This window comes from Pseudomonas sp. SWI7 (assembly GCF_006351945.1).
In the GTDB taxonomy this organism is placed as follows: Bacteria; Pseudomonadota; Gammaproteobacteria; order Pseudomonadales; family Pseudomonadaceae; genus Aquipseudomonas; species Aquipseudomonas fulva.
The window spans coordinates 3,290,898-3,306,451 of record NZ_CP040930.1 but is presented as its reverse complement, the minus strand read 5'-3'; the positions used below and the strand labels follow the sequence as shown (position 1 = coordinate 3,306,451).

Sequence of the window (15,554 nt, the reverse complement as noted above, 5' to 3'; positions counted from 1 at the left end):
CGCAAGGCTGCAGAGGCGGCGTAGCCTCCCAGCAGGTTCATGCCACCCCGTGCCGGGCAAGCGCCCACTCCACGTGCTCCCTCACCAGCGGCGAGGCATCGTCGCGCCTCGCCTTGAGGGCTTCGATGACCGGGATCGTGGAAGGGGCGTTGCCCAGGCCGACGGCCAGGTTGCGCAGCCAGCGCTCGTAACCGGCACGTCGCAGAGGCCCGCCTTCGGTCTTGCGCAGGAAAGTAGGCTCATCCCACAGAAACATCTGCGCCAGTTCCGCGTTCTCCAGGCCGTGGCGGGGCTGGAAGTCCTGCTCGCGGCTGGGCTTGGCGAAGCGGTTCCAGGGGCAGACGATCTGACAGTCGTCGCAGCCGAATACCCGGTTGCCCATCATCGAGCGCAACTCCACGGGAATCGGCCCTTTGAGTTCGATGGTCAGGTAGGAGATGCAGCGGCGGGCATCCAGCACGTACGGGCCGACGAAGGCCTGGGTGGGGCAGATGTCCAGGCAAGCCGTGCAGCGGCCGCAGTGTTCGCTGGTGGTGGCCTGGTCCACTGGCAGAGGCAGGTCGACGAACAGTTCGGCCAGAAAGAAATAGCTGCCGGCCTTGCGGTTGAGCAACAGAGTGTTCTTGCCGATCCAGCCAAGCCCGGCTTGTTCGGCCAGGGCCTTTTCCAGAACTGGCGCGCTGTCGACGAAGGCTCGGTAGCCAAAGGGGCCAATGGCCTGCTGGATGCGGTCGGCCAGCGACTGCACACGCTTGCGCACCAGCTTGTGGTAGTCCCTGCCCAAGGCATAGCGGGACACGTAGGCCTTCTCCGGCTGGGCCAGGCGCTGCGCCATCTGCGTGTCGCCGGGCAGATAGTCCATGCGCAGCGAGACGACGCGCACGGTGCCTGGGATCAGTTGCTCGGGGTGGGCGCGCTTGCTGCCGTGCGCCCCCAGGTATTCCATCTCCCCCTGATAACCGGCGTCCAGCCAGCGCTGCAGGTGGTGCTCGTGTTCGCCCAGGTCGATACCGGCGATGCCGACGTGGGCAAAGCCCAGTTCCTGGCCCCACAGCTTGATGTTGTGGGCCAATGCGTCGAGGTCAGGTGTGGAGGCGGACATGGATGGGCAAGCAATACGGGCAGAGGTGCGTATAATTCTGCCAGACATTGGAGCTTTTGACCCCATGCAACAGACCAGTAACCCCCTACACACCCCCACAGTGCTGAGCAGCCTGACCGTTGCCCACCTGCCGCCACGCCCTGCTCAGGCCCATAAAGGTGACTTCGGCCATGTGCTGGTGGTCGGCGGCGACCTTGGCACCGGCGGCTCCGTCCTGCTCAGTGCCGAGGCCGCCTTGCGCTGCGGCGCTGGGCTGGTGAGCGTAGCCACGCGGCCGGAGCACGTGGGCGCCGGGCTGACCCGGATGCCCGAAACCATGTGCCTGGGCGTGCAGTCGGCCAACCAGTTGATGACCGTGCTGGCCCGCGCTTCGGTGGCGGTCGTGGGGCCTGGCCTGGGGCAGGCGGCATGGGGGCGCAGCCTGCTGTCCGCCGTGGCCAACGCCGATGGCGCGCAGGTCTGGGATGCCGATGCCCTGAACCTGCTGGCAGCCACGCCCCTTGCGCTGCCCAGTGGCAGTATCCTGACCCCGCATCCAGGCGAAGCTGCGCGGCTGCTGGGTATTTCCACCGAAGCGGTGCAGGCGGATCGCCCGGGTGCAGCGCGCAAGCTGGCACGCCGCCACAACAGCGTGTGTGTGCTCAAGGGCGCAGGTACCCTGGTCGCCGACCCCGAAGGGCGGCTGGCGCGCTGCGACCGTGGCCATCCGGCCATGGCGGGCGCAGGCCTTGGGGATGTGCTCAGTGGCGTGTGCGGCGCGCTGCTGGCCCAGGGGCTTGGCGCCTGGGACGCCGCAGGCCTGGGCGTCTGGCTGCATGCCTGTGCTGGCGAGCGCCTGGGTAGCGGCGGCCGTGGGTTGGCCGCCAGTGACCTGATACCTGTGATTCGTGAGTTGTTGGAGGAGCATTCAGCGTGTCTGGCTTAAACCTGTTTCTGGCCGACGAAGCGGCCATGGTCGCCTTCGGCGGCCAACTCGCCCGGGTAACCGGTGGGCGCGGGATCATCTTCCTGGAAGGCGACCTTGGCGCTGGCAAGACAACCCTGTCTCGCGGCCTTATTCGTGGGTTGGGCCATACGGGTGCGGTGAAAAGCCCTACATTTACCGTGGTAGAACCCTACGAGATTGGTGATGTCCGAGCTTTTCACTTCGACCTCTATCGGCTGGTCGATCCGGAGGAGCTTGAGTTCATGGGCATTCGTGACTATTTCGAGGATGATCCACTGTGCCTGTTCGAGTGGCCACAAAAGGGTGCGGGCGTTTTGCCAAAGCCTGACCTGACCATTACCATAAGCCCCCAGGCGAGCGGACGCTCGCTTGTACTTTCGCCGCAGGGGGCTCGCGGCGACGCCTGGTGCGTGGCACTGGCCGAATACTATAAACAGCAAGCGGGGTAGGTATGCGCATACGCGCACTGGTCGCCATCGTTGGGCTTTTGCTGACAACGGTGACCGTTGAGGCTCTGGCCGTCACTCAAGTCAAGAGCGTGCGCCTGTGGCGTGCGCCGGACAACACCCGGTTGGTCTTCGACCTGTCCGGGCCTGTGCAGCACAGTGTCTTCACATTGAGCGCACCCGATCGGCTGGTCATCGACATCAACGGCGCAACCCTGGGCGCACCCTTGAAGGTGGCAACGTCCAATACGCCGATCAGCAGCGTGCGCTCGGCCCAGCGCACACCGACCGACCTGCGGGTGGTCGTGGACCTGAAGAAGTCGGTCACGCCCAAGAGCTTTACCTTGGCGCCCAACGCGCAATACGGCAATCGTCTGGTGGTCGACCTGTACGACCAGGAGGCGGACGCCATTGCCGCCAGTGCCCCAACGCCTGCGCCGCCACCGGTGCAGGCGCCGGCCACCACGCCAGCGGTGCCCGTCACGCCGACCCAGCCAGCCATCAAGCTGCCACCGGTGCCCAGTGGCAAGCGCGACATCGTGGTGGCCATCGATGCTGGCCACGGTGGCGAGGATCCTGGCGCTTCGGGCTCCAGCGGGCAGCATGAAAAAGACATCGTCCTGCAGATCGCCCGCGAACTGCAGCGCCAGATCAACAGCGAGAAGGGCTTTCGCGCCGAGCTGACGCGCACGGGCGACTACTTCATCCCATTGCGCAAGCGCACCGAGATCGCTCGCAAGAAAGGCGCCGACCTCTTCATCTCCATCCACGCCGATGCTGCCCCGTCGCGCGCTGCCTTCGGCGCCTCGGTGTTCGCCTTGTCCGACCGCGGTGCGACCTCCGAGACCGCACGCTGGCTGGCCGATACGGAAAACCGCTCCGACTTGATCGGCGGTGCCGGCAATGTCAGCCTCGACGACAAGGACCGCATGCTGGCCGGGGTGCTGCTCGACCTGTCGATGACGGCCACGCTCAGTTCCAGCCTCAACGTCGGTCAGAAGGTGCTGGGCAACATGGGGCGTATCACCTCGCTGCACAAGCAGCGCGTGGAGCAGGCCGGCTTCATGGTGCTCAAGTCCCCGGACATTCCGTCGATCCTGGTCGAGACCGGTTTCATCTCGAACAATGCAGAAGCCGCCAAGCTGGCTACGCGCAGCCACCAGCAGGCATTGGCCCGCTCCATTCACACCGGGGTTCGCCAGTACTTCCAGCAGAACCCACCGCCAGGCACCTACGTGGCGTGGCTACGCGACAGCGGCAAGATCGCCCAGGGCCCGCGTGAACATACGGTGCGGCCTGGTGAGACCCTGGCCATGCTCGCGGTTCGCTATCAAGTCAGCGTCACCAGCCTGCGCAGTACCAACAGCCTCAAGACCGATGAACTGAAGGTCGGCCAGCGCCTGGACATTCCTGCCACCACGTTGGCCTCGCAATGAGCGGCGGCTCACGCATCCAGCTGCTCAGCCCGCGGCTGGCCAACCAGATTGCGGCTGGCGAGGTGGTGGAACGGCCCGCATCGGTTGCCAAGGAGCTGTTGGAAAACAGTCTCGACTCCGGTGCTCGCCGGATCGACGTGGACGTCGAGCAAGGTGGCATCAAGCTGCTGAAGGTGCGCGACGATGGCAGCGGCATCTCTGCCGACGACCTGCCGCTGGCGCTGGAGCGCCATGCCACCAGCAAGATCCGCGAGCTGGAAGACCTCGAAGGCGTCCTGAGCCTGGGGTTTCGCGGTGAAGCCCTGGCGTCGATCAGCTCGGTCGCACGGCTGACCCTGACCTCGCGCACGGCCAACGCCAGCGAAGCCTGGCAGGTGGAAACCGAAGGGCGCGAGATGACCGCGCGGGTGCAGCCTGCTGCGCACCCTGTCGGCACGTCCGTGGAAGTGCGGGACCTGTTTTTCAACACGCCGGCGCGGCGCAAGTTTCTCAAGGCCGAGAAAACCGAATTCGACCACCTGCAGGAAGTGATCAGGCGCCTGGCACTGGCCCGGTTCGACGTGGCCTTCCATCTGCGGCACAACGGCAAGAGCATTCTGAGCTTGCACGAGGCCCGCGAAGAAGCCGACCGGGCCCGGCGGGTGGGCGCCATCTGTGGTCCCGGTTTCATGGAGCAGGCCCTGCCCATCGACGTGGAGCGCAACGGTCTGCGCCTGTGGGGGTGGGTCGGGTTGCCGACATACTCGCGCAGCCAGGCAGACTTGCAGTACTTCTTCGTGAACGGGCGCGCGGTGCGTGACAAGCTGGTGGCCCATGCCGTACGCCAGGCTTACCGGGACGTGCTGTTCAACGGTCGTCACCCGACCTTCGTACTGTTCCTTGAGCTTGAGCCCAACGGCGTGGACGTCAACGTTCACCCAACCAAGCACGAAGTGCGCTTCCGTGAAGGCCGCAGCGTCCACGATTTCCTGTACGGCACCTTGCACCGTGCCCTGGCCGATGTGCGTCCCGAAGACCAGTTGGCTGCCCCGGCTGCCCTGCCTGAGGCGACCCGGCCGACGGGGCAGCAAGCAGGCGAGTTCGGGCCTCAGGGCGAAATGCGCCTGGCTGCGGCCGTGCTCGAGCAACCACGTGCTGCGCCGTCTCCCATTGCCGGCAGTGGCAGTGGCGCGGGTTACCAGTACTCATACACGCCCAGGCCGTCGCAGCCATTGCCGGCTGCCGAGGCCCAGGCGGTCTATCGCGAGTTCTACAAGCCCTTGAGCGAAGGCGCTGCCGCGCTGCCGGAAAGCCAGGGCGACATCCCCCCGCTTGGCTTCGCATTGGCCCAGCTCAAGGGCATCTACATTTTGGCCGAGAACGCCGCGGGCCTGGTGCTCGTCGACATGCATGCCGCCCATGAACGGATCATGTACGAGCGGCTGAAGGTGGCCATGGCCAGCGAGGGTCTTAGCGGTCAGCCGCTGCTGGTGCCCGAAACGCTCGCCCTGAGCCAGCGCGAGGCCGATTGCGCCGAAGAACACGCGGCCTGGTTCCAGCGCCTGGGCTTCGAACTGCAGCGCCTGGGCCCGGAAACGCTGGCGATTCGCCAGATTCCAGCATTGCTCAAGCAGGCCGAAGCCAACCGCCTGGTGCAGGATGTGCTGGCGGACCTCATGGAGTACGGCACCAGCGACCGTATTCAGGCACACCTGAACGAACTGCTCGGCACCATGGCCTGCCACGGTGCCGTGCGTGCCAATCGGCGCCTGGCGATTCCTGAAATGAACGCCTTGCTGCGCGACATGGAAAATACCGAGCGCAGCGGCCAGTGCAACCATGGCCGTCCCACATGGACCCAGATGGGCCTGGATGATCTGGACAAACTATTCCTGCGCGGTCGATGACATGAGTGGCAAGCCCCCTGCAATATTCCTGATGGGCCCGACCGCGTCGGGCAAGACCGACCTGGCCATCGAGCTGAGCAAGGTCTTGCCCTGCGAACTGGTGAGCGTTGATTCTGCCCTGGTCTATCGGGGCATGGACATTGGTTCGGCAAAGCCCTCGAAGGTCGTCCTGGCTGCCCACCCGCACCACCTGATCGACATCCGCGACCCGGCCGAAGCCTACTCGGCAGCGCAGTTTCGTGCCGACGCCTTGCGCGTGATGGCCGAGATCACCGCACGCGGCAACATCCCCTTGCTGGTGGGCGGGACCATGCTCTATTACAAGGCGTTGACCGAGGGGCTGGCCGACATGCCGGCGGCCGATGCCCAGGTCAGGGCCGAGCTCGAGGCTCTGGCCGAGGCCGAGGGCCTGGCAGCGCTGCATCGGCAGTTGGCTGAGGTCGATCCGGAGTCGGCCGCGCGCATTCATCCCAACGATCCGCAGCGGTTGATCCGGGCGCTGGAGGTATACCGGGTCAGCGGGCAAAGCATGACGGCCCATCGCCAGCGTCAATTGGCTGAAAGTAGCGGTGTAGACGCAAGCGCCTGCGGTCATTTGCCCTATACTGTCGCCAGTCTTGCGATTGCGCCTACAGATCGTCACATTCTGCATCAGCGAATTGCGTTACGATTTTCACAGATGTTGGAACAGGGCTTTGTCGACGAGGTCCGATTGCTGCGAGCCAGAAGTGACTTGCACGCCGGGCTGCCGTCTATACGGGCAGTGGGCTATCGGCAGGTCTGGGATTACCTGGACGGCCAGCTGACTGAGAATGAGATGCGTGAACGCGGTATCATCGCGACCAGGCAGCTGGCCAAGCGGCAATTCACCTGGCTGCGTGGCTGGCCAGGCGTGCATTGGCTCGACAGCCTGGCCTGCGACAATCTGTCCCGCACCTTGAAATACCTTGGGGCCGTCTCCATATTGAGCTGAGTCCCTGCTGATTGCCGTCTATCCTTGTGAAAGCCGGCCTTACTTATCGTTTTTTCAGATTTTCCAATTATTTATCCTTACAGGAGTGCGGCATATGTCAAAAGGGCATTCGCTACAAGACCCTTACCTGAATACCTTGAGAAAAGAAAAGGTTCCGGTTTCGATCTACCTGGTCAACGGCATCAAGCTGCAAGGCTCGATCGAGTCGTTCGACCAGTTCGTGGTACTGCTGAAGAACACCGTCAGCCAGATGGTCTACAAGCACGCCATTTCCACTGTTGTACCTGCCCGCCCGGTTCGTCTGCCAAGCCCGTCCGATTCCGATCACGGCGACAGCGAGCCAGGCAACGCCTGATAGGAGCCTGCATTGTTCTTTGAGCGCCACGGTGGTGGTGAACGCGCGCTGCTCGTTCACTTGGAAGGTCAGAACCCTGAGGCGCGCGAAGACCCGCAGGAGTTTCAGGAACTCGCGTTGTCGGCCGGTGCCGACATCGTCTCGCTGGTAACGGTCACGAGGCATCAGCCCTCGGCCAAGTACCTGATTGGCAGTGGCAAGGTCGAGGAGTTGCACGACCGTGTCCATGCCGAGCAGGTAGACCTGGTGATTTTCAATCACACCCTCACGCCCAGCCAGGAGCGCAACCTCGAACGCGTGTTCGAGTGCCGTGTGCTCGACAGGACCGGGCTGATTCTGGATATCTTCGCTCAGCGCGCACGTACCCACGAAGGCAAGCTGCAGGTCGAACTGGCCCAGCTTGAGCACATGAGTACGCGGCTGGTACGCGGCTGGACCCACCTTGAGCGACAAAAAGGGGGTATTGGCCTGCGGGGGCCGGGTGAAACTCAGCTCGAAACCGACCGTCGCCTGCTGCGCGTGCGCATCCGGCAGATCAAGTCCCGCCTCGAGAAAGTGCGCAGCCAGCGTGAACAGGCGCGTCGCGGGCGTAAGCGTGCGGACATCCCGTCGGTCTCGCTGGTGGGCTACACCAACGCCGGCAAGTCCACGTTGTTCAACGCCCTGACCCAGTCGCAGGTGTACGCGGCCGACCAGTTGTTCGCTACCCTCGACCCGACGCTGCGTCGGCTTGAGCTCAACGACCTGGGGCCTATCGTGCTGGCCGATACCGTGGGCTTCATCCGGCACCTGCCGCACAAGCTGGTCGAGGCGTTTCGAGCTACGCTCGAGGAGTCGAGCAACTCCGACCTGCTGCTGCACGTGATCGATGCCCATGAGCCCGAGCGCATGGAGCAGATCGAGCAGGTGCTGGCAGTATTGGGCGAGATTGGCGCTGAAGGCTTGCCGATCCTCGAGGTGTATAACAAACTCGACCTGCTCGAAGAGGTCGAGCCGCAGATCCAGCGCAACGCCGACGGCAAGCCGGAGCGGGTCTGGGTTTCGGCACGTGACGGGCGTGGCCTGGAGCTGGTTGGCCAGGCGATTGCCGAGTTGCTGGGTGATGATCTGTTTGTCGGCACCTTGTGCCTGGAACAACGTTTTGCTCGCCTGCGCGCGCAATTCTTTGACTTGGGCGCGGTGCAGAGTGAAGCGCATGATGAAGAAGGGCGCAGCCTGCTGAGCGTGCGTCTGCCCAGGGTCGAACTCAATCGCCTGGTCAGCCGTGAAGGCATGGAGCCGCAAGTGTTTGTCGAGCAACACACTTTGCAATAAATGCCCCACGAGGTCGTCGGGCAGCAGTGACAGGCATTCTGTAGCATTGGACGGCGCGCCGTGGGCGCGTCTTTGCTTTATCAGATGGAGAGCGCTATGGCTTGGAACGAGCCGGGTGGCAACTCGAACAATCAGGATCCCTGGGGCGGCCGCCGCGGTGGCGGTGGTGGCGGCGACAAAAAAGGTCCGCCGGATCTGGACGAGGCCTTCCGCAAACTGCAGGACAGCCTCAACGGCATGTTCGGTGGTGGCAAGAAACGGGGTGGCGGTGACCGCAATGTCGGCAAGGGCGGCGGCCTGGGGCTGCTGGCCATCGGCCTGGCAGTGCTGGCGGCCATCTGGCTGTACAGCGCCGTGTATGTCGTCGACGAGCAGGAGCAAGCCGTTGTGCTGCGCTTCGGCAAGTATTATGAGACGGTCGGTCCCGGCCTGAACATCTACTTCCCGCCGATCGATCGCAAGTACATGGAAAACGTCACGCGCGAGCGGGCCTACACCAAGCAGGGCCAGATGCTGACCGAAGACGAGAACATCGTCGAGGTGCCGCTGACCGTCCAGTACAAGATCAGCAACCTGCAGGACTTCGTGCTCAACGTCGACCAGCCCGAGGTCAGCCTGCAGCATGCGACCGACAGCGCCCTGCGTCACGTGGTGGGCTCTACGTCCATGGACCAGGTGTTGACCGAAGGTCGTGAACAGATGGCCGTGGACATCCGCGAACGTCTGCAGCGTTTCCTCGACAACTACCGCACCGGTATCACCGTTACCCAGGTCAACGTGCAGAGCGCGGCAGCCCCGCGTGAAGTGCAGGAAGCCTTCGATGACGTGATCCGGGCCCGCGAAGACGAGCAGCGTGCCCGCAACCAGGCCGAGTCCTACGCCAATGGCGTGGTGCCCGAAGCCCGTGGTCAGGCTCAGCGCATCATCGAAGACGCCAACGGCTACCGCGATGAAGTCATTGCCCGAGCCAAAGGTGAGGCCGACCGCTTCACCAAGCTGGTCACCGAGTACCGCAAGGCACCTGACGTGACCCGTCAGCGCCTGTACCTGGAAACCATGCAGGCGGTGTATAGCAATTCGAGCAAGGTCATGGTGGCGACCAAGGACGGGCAGAACAACCTGCTCTACCTGCCGCTGGACAAGATGGTCGAAGGCAGCCGCAACCCGTCCGCGCCTGCAAGCGGCGTATCGTCGGCCAACGACGCTGCGGCCGCGCGCTCGGCGCAGGACACGCAACAGCAACAGCAGCCACTGCGCACTAGGGAGAGCCGCTGATGAGCAACCGATCGCTGATCGCCCTGATCGCCGCCGTGGTTCTGGCCATCGTGGCCTGGAACAGCTTCTATATCGTGTCCCAGACCGAGCGTGCAGTTCTGCTGCGCTTCGGTAAGGTCGTCCAGGCCGATGTCCAGCCAGGGCTGCACGTGAAAGTGCCGTACGTGAACCAGGTACGCAAGTTCGACGCCCGCCTGATGACCCTCGACGCGCCTACCCAGCGGTTCCTGACCCTGGAGAAGAAAGCGGTGATGGTCGACGCCTATGCCAAATGGCGCGTCAAGGATGCCGAGCGCTTCTACACGGCCACCTCCGGCATGAAGCAGATTGCTGACGAGCGTCTGTCCCGTCGTCTGGAAAGCGGCCTGCGTGACCAGTTCGGCAAGCGCACCTTGCACGAGGTGGTGTCGGGTGAGCGTGACGCGTTGATGGCCGACATCACCGCTTCGCTGAACCGCATGGCCAACAAGGAGCTGGGTATCGAGGTCGTCGACGTCCGCGTCAAGGCCATCGACCTGCCCAAGGAAGTCAACCGCAGCGTGTTCGACCGCATGAGCACCGAGCGTGAGCGCGAGGCGCGCGAGCACCGGGCCAAGGGTAACGAGCTGGCTGAAGGTATTCGTGCAGACGCCGATCGTCAGCGCCGTGTGCTGCTGGCCGAGGCCTATCGCGAAGCTGAAGAGACCCGCGGTGACGGTGATGCCCAGGCGGCTTCCATCTACGCCAAGGCCTACACGCAGGACGCTGATTTCTATGCGTTCTACCGTAGCCTGCAAGCCTACCGCGAGAGCTTCTCCAGCAAGAGCGACGTGCTGGTCCTGGATCCGAAGAACGAGTTCTTCCGCTTCATGGACAAGAGCAGGCCCTGAGTCGAATTCGGGCAGGCGCCCCGCCTGGCAGCTAAAACGCCAGGCAGGGTGCATCCCGAATCAAAAGGGGTGTATGATGAGTCAGCCGGGAAATTTCCCGGCTTTTTTGCGTCTGCAAGGTTGATCGGCCCGGTGTCGGTCCGCTTTTGACACGTTCGCAAGGCAATTCGAGGGTATCGGGTACGGTGGCTGCGCTGGGATCAGTGCTGCCCGTTGCTGTGCGCGATACCTGCTTTACTGACGGCCGGCCTGCTGGCGGCCGCCCGGACCAGAGGGGAAAAGGCGTAATGGCAACGGTAGACCGCTGGCTGCTGCCAGATGGCATCGAGGAAGTACTGCCACCTGAGGCTGCGCGTATCGAGATCGCGCGTCGCCAGGTGTTGGACCTGTTCCAGAGTTGGGGTTACGAACTGGTCGTCACCCCGCATATCGAGTACCTGGAGTCGCTGCTCACCGGCGCCGGCCAGGACCTGGATCAGCGTACCTTCAAGGTAGTAGACCCGCAGTCCGGCCGCCTGATGGGCTTTCGTGCCGACTTCACGCCGCAGGTTGCGCGCATCGACGCCCATACCCTGCGCCGTGAAGGCCCAAGCCGGTTGTGCTACGCCGGCAGTGTGCTGCATGCCCAGCCGCGTGCCTTGTCCACCTCGCGCAGCCCTATCCAGCTGGGTGCCGAACTGTATGGCGATGCCAGCCCCACCAGCGATGTGGAAGTCATCAGCCTGATGCTCGCCACGTTGCAGTTGGCCGATGTGCCTGATGTCCACATGGACCTGGGCCATGTGGGTATCTACCGTGGGTTGGCTCGGGCCGCCGGTCTGTCGGGCGCGGTCGAGCAGCAGTTGTTCGACGCCCTGCAACGTAAGGCGGTCGACGAAGTGCAGGCGCTGACGGCCGACGTGCCAAACGATGTGGGCAACATGTTGCGAGCCCTGGTCGAGCTATGCGGCGGCAGGGAAGTCCTGGCCGAGGCCCGCGTACGCCTGGGTCGTGCACCTGCCAGCGTGCTGGCGGCCCTGGACGATTTGCTGGCCATCGCCGATCGGCTGGCCGCCCGTTACCCGCAGTTGCCGTTGTACTTCGACCTGGGTGAGCTGCGCGGTTACAACTACCACACGGGCGTGGTGTTTGCGGTGTTCGTACCAGGTGAAGGGCAGTCGATTGCCCAAGGCGGCCGTTATGACGACATCGGCGCCGACTTTGGCCGGGCGCGCCCGGCTACCGGTTTCTCCACGGATTTGAAGACCCTGGTCACACTGGGGCGAGCGGAGGTCGTACTGCCCACGGGCGGCATCTGGATGCCGGACAGTGGCGATGCGGCCCTATGGCAGCATGTCTGCCAGTTGCGCAACGAGGGCCAGCGTGTGGTCCAGGCCCTGCCTGGTCAGCCGCTGAGTGCTGCCCTTGAAGCGGATTGTGATCGTCAATTGATTCAGCAAGACGGGCGCTGGCAGGTTCTGCCGCTGGCCCAGTGAGTTTCTGCGTCGGCAACAGGCCGGCAACCAAGTTTGCGTGAATGAGGACCAATGTAATGGGTAAGAATGTCGTCGTCCTGGGCACCCAGTGGGGTGATGAGGGCAAAGGCAAGATCGTCGATCTGCTGACCGAACATGCTGCCGCCGTCGTGCGCTACCAGGGTGGCCACAATGCGGGCCACACCCTGGTGATCAACGGTGAAAAGACCGTTCTGCACCTGATTCCATCCGGCATCCTGCGTGAAGGCGTGCAATGCCTGATCGGCAACGGTGTGGTCGTTGCACCCGATGCACTGATGCGCGAGATCACCAAGTTGGAAGAGAAGGGCGTACCGGTGCGTGAGCGCCTGCGCATTTCCCCGGCTGCGCCGCTGATCCTGTCGTACCACGTCGCGCTGGACCAGGCCCGTGAAAAAGCCCGTGGCGAAGCCAAGATCGGCACCACCGGCCGTGGTATTGGCCCAGCGTACGAAGACAAGGTTGCCCGCCGTGGCCTGCGCGTGGGCGATCTGTTCCACCGCGAGCGTTTTGCCGCCAAGCTGGGCGAGCTGCTGGACTACCACAACTTCCAGCTGGTGAATTACTACAAAGAGCCTGCCATCGACTTCCAGCAGACGCTGGACGAGTGCATGGCCTACGCCGAACAGCTCAAGCCGATGATGCTCGACGTCACTGCCGAGCTGCACAACCTGCGTCGTGCCGGCAAGGACATCATGTTCGAAGGCGCACAGGGCTCGCTGCTGGACATCGACCACGGTACCTACCCGTACGTCACCAGCTCCAACACCACCGCTGGCGGTATCTCGACCGGTTCCGGCGTGGGCCCGATGTACCTGGACTACATCCTGGGCATCACCAAGGCCTACACCACCCGCGTAGGTTCGGGTCCGTTCCCAACCGAACTGTTCGATGACACGGGCGCCACCTTGGCCAAGCGTGGCCATGAGTTCGGTTCCACGACCGGGCGTGCCCGTCGTTGCGGCTGGTTCGATGCCGTCATCCTGCGCCGCGCCATCGACGTCAACAGCATCTCGGGTATCTGCCTGACCAAGCTCGACGTGCTCGACGGCCTGGAGACCATCAACATCTGCGTAGGTTACAAGGATGCCAATGGTGAAGTGATCGAAGCCCCGACCGATGCCGACAGCTACATCGGCCTGCAACCGGTGTACGAAACACTGCCGGGCTGGAGCGAGTCGACCCTGGGTGCCAAGACCCTGGAAGCGCTGCCTGCCAATGCGCGTGCCTACATCACCCGCATCGAGGAACTGATCGGCGCACCGATCGACATCATCTCCACCGGCCCGGACCGCAACGAAACCATCGTGCTGCGTCATCCGTTCGCCTGATCTGCCCTCCAGGCTGATCTGACGCCGTGGCCCTGAACAGGGGTCGCGGCGTTTTTCATTGTGGGTACGAAGCTCGTATTGCTTGAGCTTGGCGTGTATCCCCGCTGCTACCGGCATAACCCTTGCTGTAAGAATTGTCTGTCGATGCCATCAAAGTAATGGCGCCAGAAAACACGAGGGTTTTACCGTGTCTGCCATCCTTTCGCTGTTACGAAGCCGCCTGTTGCGGCCTGTTTTTGTGGCCTTGGGTATCGCCCTTTTGGTGCAGGTGCTGGTGGCCGTTGCCCTGACACGAAGCACGGTTTCGGCCCTTGAGCGCGAACTGGCCCAACGCCTTGGGCATGACAGCCAACAACTCACGACTGATCTGGAACAAGCCGGCCAGGAGGTGCGCGCAGGCCTCGATGGCTTGTCTGCCAGTACTCGCCAACGCTTGAGTGCAGGGCTCTCGACACGCCTGCAGGCCGAGCAGCAGCAACTGCGCGAGACCCTCGAAGGCACCTTGAAAGAGTCCGCCAACGACATGGCAGAGTTGCTGGCCTCGGTGGCGCCGCGCGCCATCTGGGACAAGGATGTGCCGGTGTTATCGGATTTCGCCCGACGGGCGCAGCGCAATCCCAACGTTCTGTTCGTGATTTATGACGATGCAGAAGGCCAGCACCTGACCCGCTACCTGAACCGACAGAACCCAATCAACCAGGCATTGCTCGAGAAGGGGCAAGGGGAGCGGGCGCTGGACAAAGTAATCGAGGCCGCACGCCGCGACCCTGCTGTGTACATGGTCGAAGCGTCGATCAACCCGAATGGGGCAGAAATCGGCAAGGTGCTGATGGGTGTTTCAACCGCCGGCATCGATCAGCAGCTGGCCGCTCTGGATCAACGTTTCGCGGCCTTGATCACCAGCAGCGAACAGTTGGTTGGCGACAGCCTGGTGGGGGCGGCTGCCGACAGTGGCAAGACACTGCGTGAACGCCTGGAGGCTGCGCAAGGCAGCGCCGCGGCCATGCAGAACAATACAGCTCAAACCGTGCGCGATGCGGCTGCAGAATTGCGTTGGCGCATCGGCCTGGGCCTGGTGCTGGTGGGGCTGGGCGTGCTGTTGGTGGTGGCCATAGTGCTGGGCCGGCGTGTGGTGAGCAAGTTGCGCCTGTTGATCGCGGCGCTCGATGACCTGGCAGCGGGCGAAGGCGACCTGACCAAGCGGGTACCCCTGGACAGCCGCGACGAGATTGGCGACATGGCCTCAGCGGTCAATCGCTTCGTCGACAAGCTGCAACCTATCGTGCGCGAAGCCGGTGACGTGGCCGAGCGCACCGGTGTGGAGATCGGCGCCATGACCCAGCGCAACGCAGGCGCCGATGCCGCCGCCGCGTTGCAGCGTGATGAGGTGGCGGCCAGCCTGAGCGACCTGTCGAGCATGGCTGAAGAAGCCCAGGCCGAGAGCCATGCCATGCAGGCCGCCTTGCAGCAGGTGGTGGACATTCGCCAGGCCACTGACGAAAACAGTCGCACCTCGACGCAACTGGCCGGGCTCATCGAAAACCTGGCCGGGCAGGTGGATGCAGGCTCGCAGGTCATCGAGCGCCTGGCCAAGCAAAGCGAGCAGATCGAGGTGGTGCTGACGGTCATCCACGGCATTGCCGAGCAAACCAACCTGCTAGCCCTCAACGCCGCCATCGAAGCCGCCCGTGCCGGCGAGACGGGGCGAGGCTTTGCCGTAGTGGCGGATGAAGTCAGGGCGTTGGCGAGCAAGACGCAACGCTCCACCGGTGACATCCAGGCGCATATTGCCGCACTGCAGGCAGGGGCGAAGGAGGCGGTGGCCACGATCAGTCAGGCGGGTACAAAGGCCAGCGAAGGGCTGCTGGTGCTGCGTGACAACGAGCGTCGCCAGCAGTCGGTACAGGCTGCCGTCGAGCAGGTGCATGCGGCGATAGGCCTGGCCACCCGCGCCGCCGAACAGCAGGCCAATGGCGCGCAAGCGGTGCGCGGCAGGGTGCAGAACATTCATACCCAGGCCGAACGTTCAGCCGAAGTGGTGATGCAGACCACGGCAAGCAGCAAGGTGCTTGACGATCTGGCGGCCCAGCTTCGGGCAAGTCTGGGCCAGTTCCGGGCGTGATGCGCT

13 protein-coding genes are annotated in these 15,554 nt (G+C 63.7%); 12 read left to right on the top strand and 1 reads right to left on the bottom strand.

Annotated features, from left to right (window positions below; genetic code table 11):
- Window positions 1–37: 37 nt before the first annotated feature.
- Window positions 38–1,102 (bottom strand): tRNA epoxyqueuosine(34) reductase QueG, encoded by a 1,065-nt coding sequence (queG, locus tag FH041_RS15200; RefSeq protein WP_028687879.1) that lies wholly within the window; start codon window positions 1,100–1,102, stop codon window positions 38–40.
- A 64-nt stretch (window positions 1,103–1,166) separates the two neighbouring features.
- On the opposite strand from queG, the gene FH041_RS15195 reads away from it, so the two are divergent.
- The 12 genes from FH041_RS15195 (at window position 1,167) to FH041_RS15140 (ending at window position 15,548) form a co-directional block, all read left to right on the top strand.
- Window positions 1,167–2,027, top strand: a complete 861-nt coding sequence (locus FH041_RS15195) for an NAD(P)H-hydrate dehydratase (protein WP_027913957.1) — start codon at window positions 1,167–1,169, stop codon at window positions 2,025–2,027.
- Window positions 2,015–2,497: a tRNA (adenosine(37)-N6)-threonylcarbamoyltransferase complex ATPase subunit type 1 TsaE gene (gene tsaE, locus FH041_RS15190; protein WP_027913956.1), complete on the top strand. Its 483-nt coding sequence runs from the start codon at window positions 2,015–2,017 to the stop codon at window positions 2,495–2,497. The genes FH041_RS15195 and tsaE overlap by 13 nt, the downstream gene beginning before the upstream one ends.
- A 2-nt stretch (window positions 2,498–2,499) precedes the next feature.
- Complete coding sequence (locus tag FH041_RS15185; RefSeq protein ID WP_027913955.1) at window positions 2,500–3,930, top strand: N-acetylmuramoyl-L-alanine amidase; 1,431 nt, start codon at window positions 2,500–2,502, stop codon at window positions 3,928–3,930.
- On the top strand, window positions 3,927–5,816 hold the full coding sequence (gene mutL, locus FH041_RS15180) for a DNA mismatch repair endonuclease MutL (protein ID WP_027913954.1): 1,890 nt from the start codon (window positions 3,927–3,929) through the stop codon (window positions 5,814–5,816). The genes FH041_RS15185 and mutL overlap by 4 nt, the downstream gene beginning before the upstream one ends.
- Before the next feature lies 1 nt (window position 5,817).
- The gene (gene miaA / locus FH041_RS15175) at window positions 5,818–6,789 is read left to right on the top strand and encodes a tRNA (adenosine(37)-N6)-dimethylallyltransferase MiaA (RefSeq protein WP_028687881.1); all 972 of its coding nucleotides are present in this window, start codon (window positions 5,818–5,820) and stop codon (window positions 6,787–6,789) included.
- 94 nt (window positions 6,790–6,883) lie between these two features.
- A complete protein-coding gene (hfq, locus tag FH041_RS15170) occupies window positions 6,884–7,144 on the top strand; it encodes an RNA chaperone Hfq (RefSeq protein WP_015272006.1) in 261 nt (86 codons plus the stop codon).
- Between the two features lie 12 nt (window positions 7,145–7,156).
- Window positions 7,157–8,458 (top strand): ribosome rescue GTPase HflX, encoded by a 1,302-nt coding sequence (hflX, locus tag FH041_RS15165; RefSeq protein ID WP_027913952.1) that lies wholly within the window; start codon window positions 7,157–7,159, stop codon window positions 8,456–8,458.
- 96 nt (window positions 8,459–8,554) lie between these two features.
- On the top strand, window positions 8,555–9,733 hold the full coding sequence (hflK, locus tag FH041_RS15160) for an FtsH protease activity modulator HflK (RefSeq protein ID WP_027913951.1): 1,179 nt from the start codon (window positions 8,555–8,557) through the stop codon (window positions 9,731–9,733).
- Window positions 9,733–10,602: a protease modulator HflC gene (hflC, locus tag FH041_RS15155; protein WP_027913950.1), complete on the top strand. Its 870-nt coding sequence runs from the start codon at window positions 9,733–9,735 to the stop codon at window positions 10,600–10,602. The genes hflK and hflC overlap by 1 nt, the downstream gene beginning before the upstream one ends.
- Window positions 10,603–10,889: 287 nt before the next feature.
- Entirely contained in the window at window positions 10,890–12,077 is a 1,188-nt protein-coding gene (locus FH041_RS15150) for an ATP phosphoribosyltransferase regulatory subunit (protein WP_027913949.1), read from the top strand.
- A gap of 56 nt (window positions 12,078–12,133) precedes the next feature.
- Entirely contained in the window at window positions 12,134–13,426 is a 1,293-nt protein-coding gene (locus FH041_RS15145; RefSeq protein ID WP_023533002.1) for an adenylosuccinate synthase, read from the top strand.
- 187 nt (window positions 13,427–13,613) lie between these two features.
- The gene (locus FH041_RS15140) at window positions 13,614–15,548 is read left to right on the top strand and encodes a methyl-accepting chemotaxis protein (RefSeq protein WP_125922705.1); all 1,935 of its coding nucleotides are present in this window, start codon (window positions 13,614–13,616) and stop codon (window positions 15,546–15,548) included.
- The last annotated feature ends 6 nt before the right edge of the window (window positions 15,549–15,554 follow it).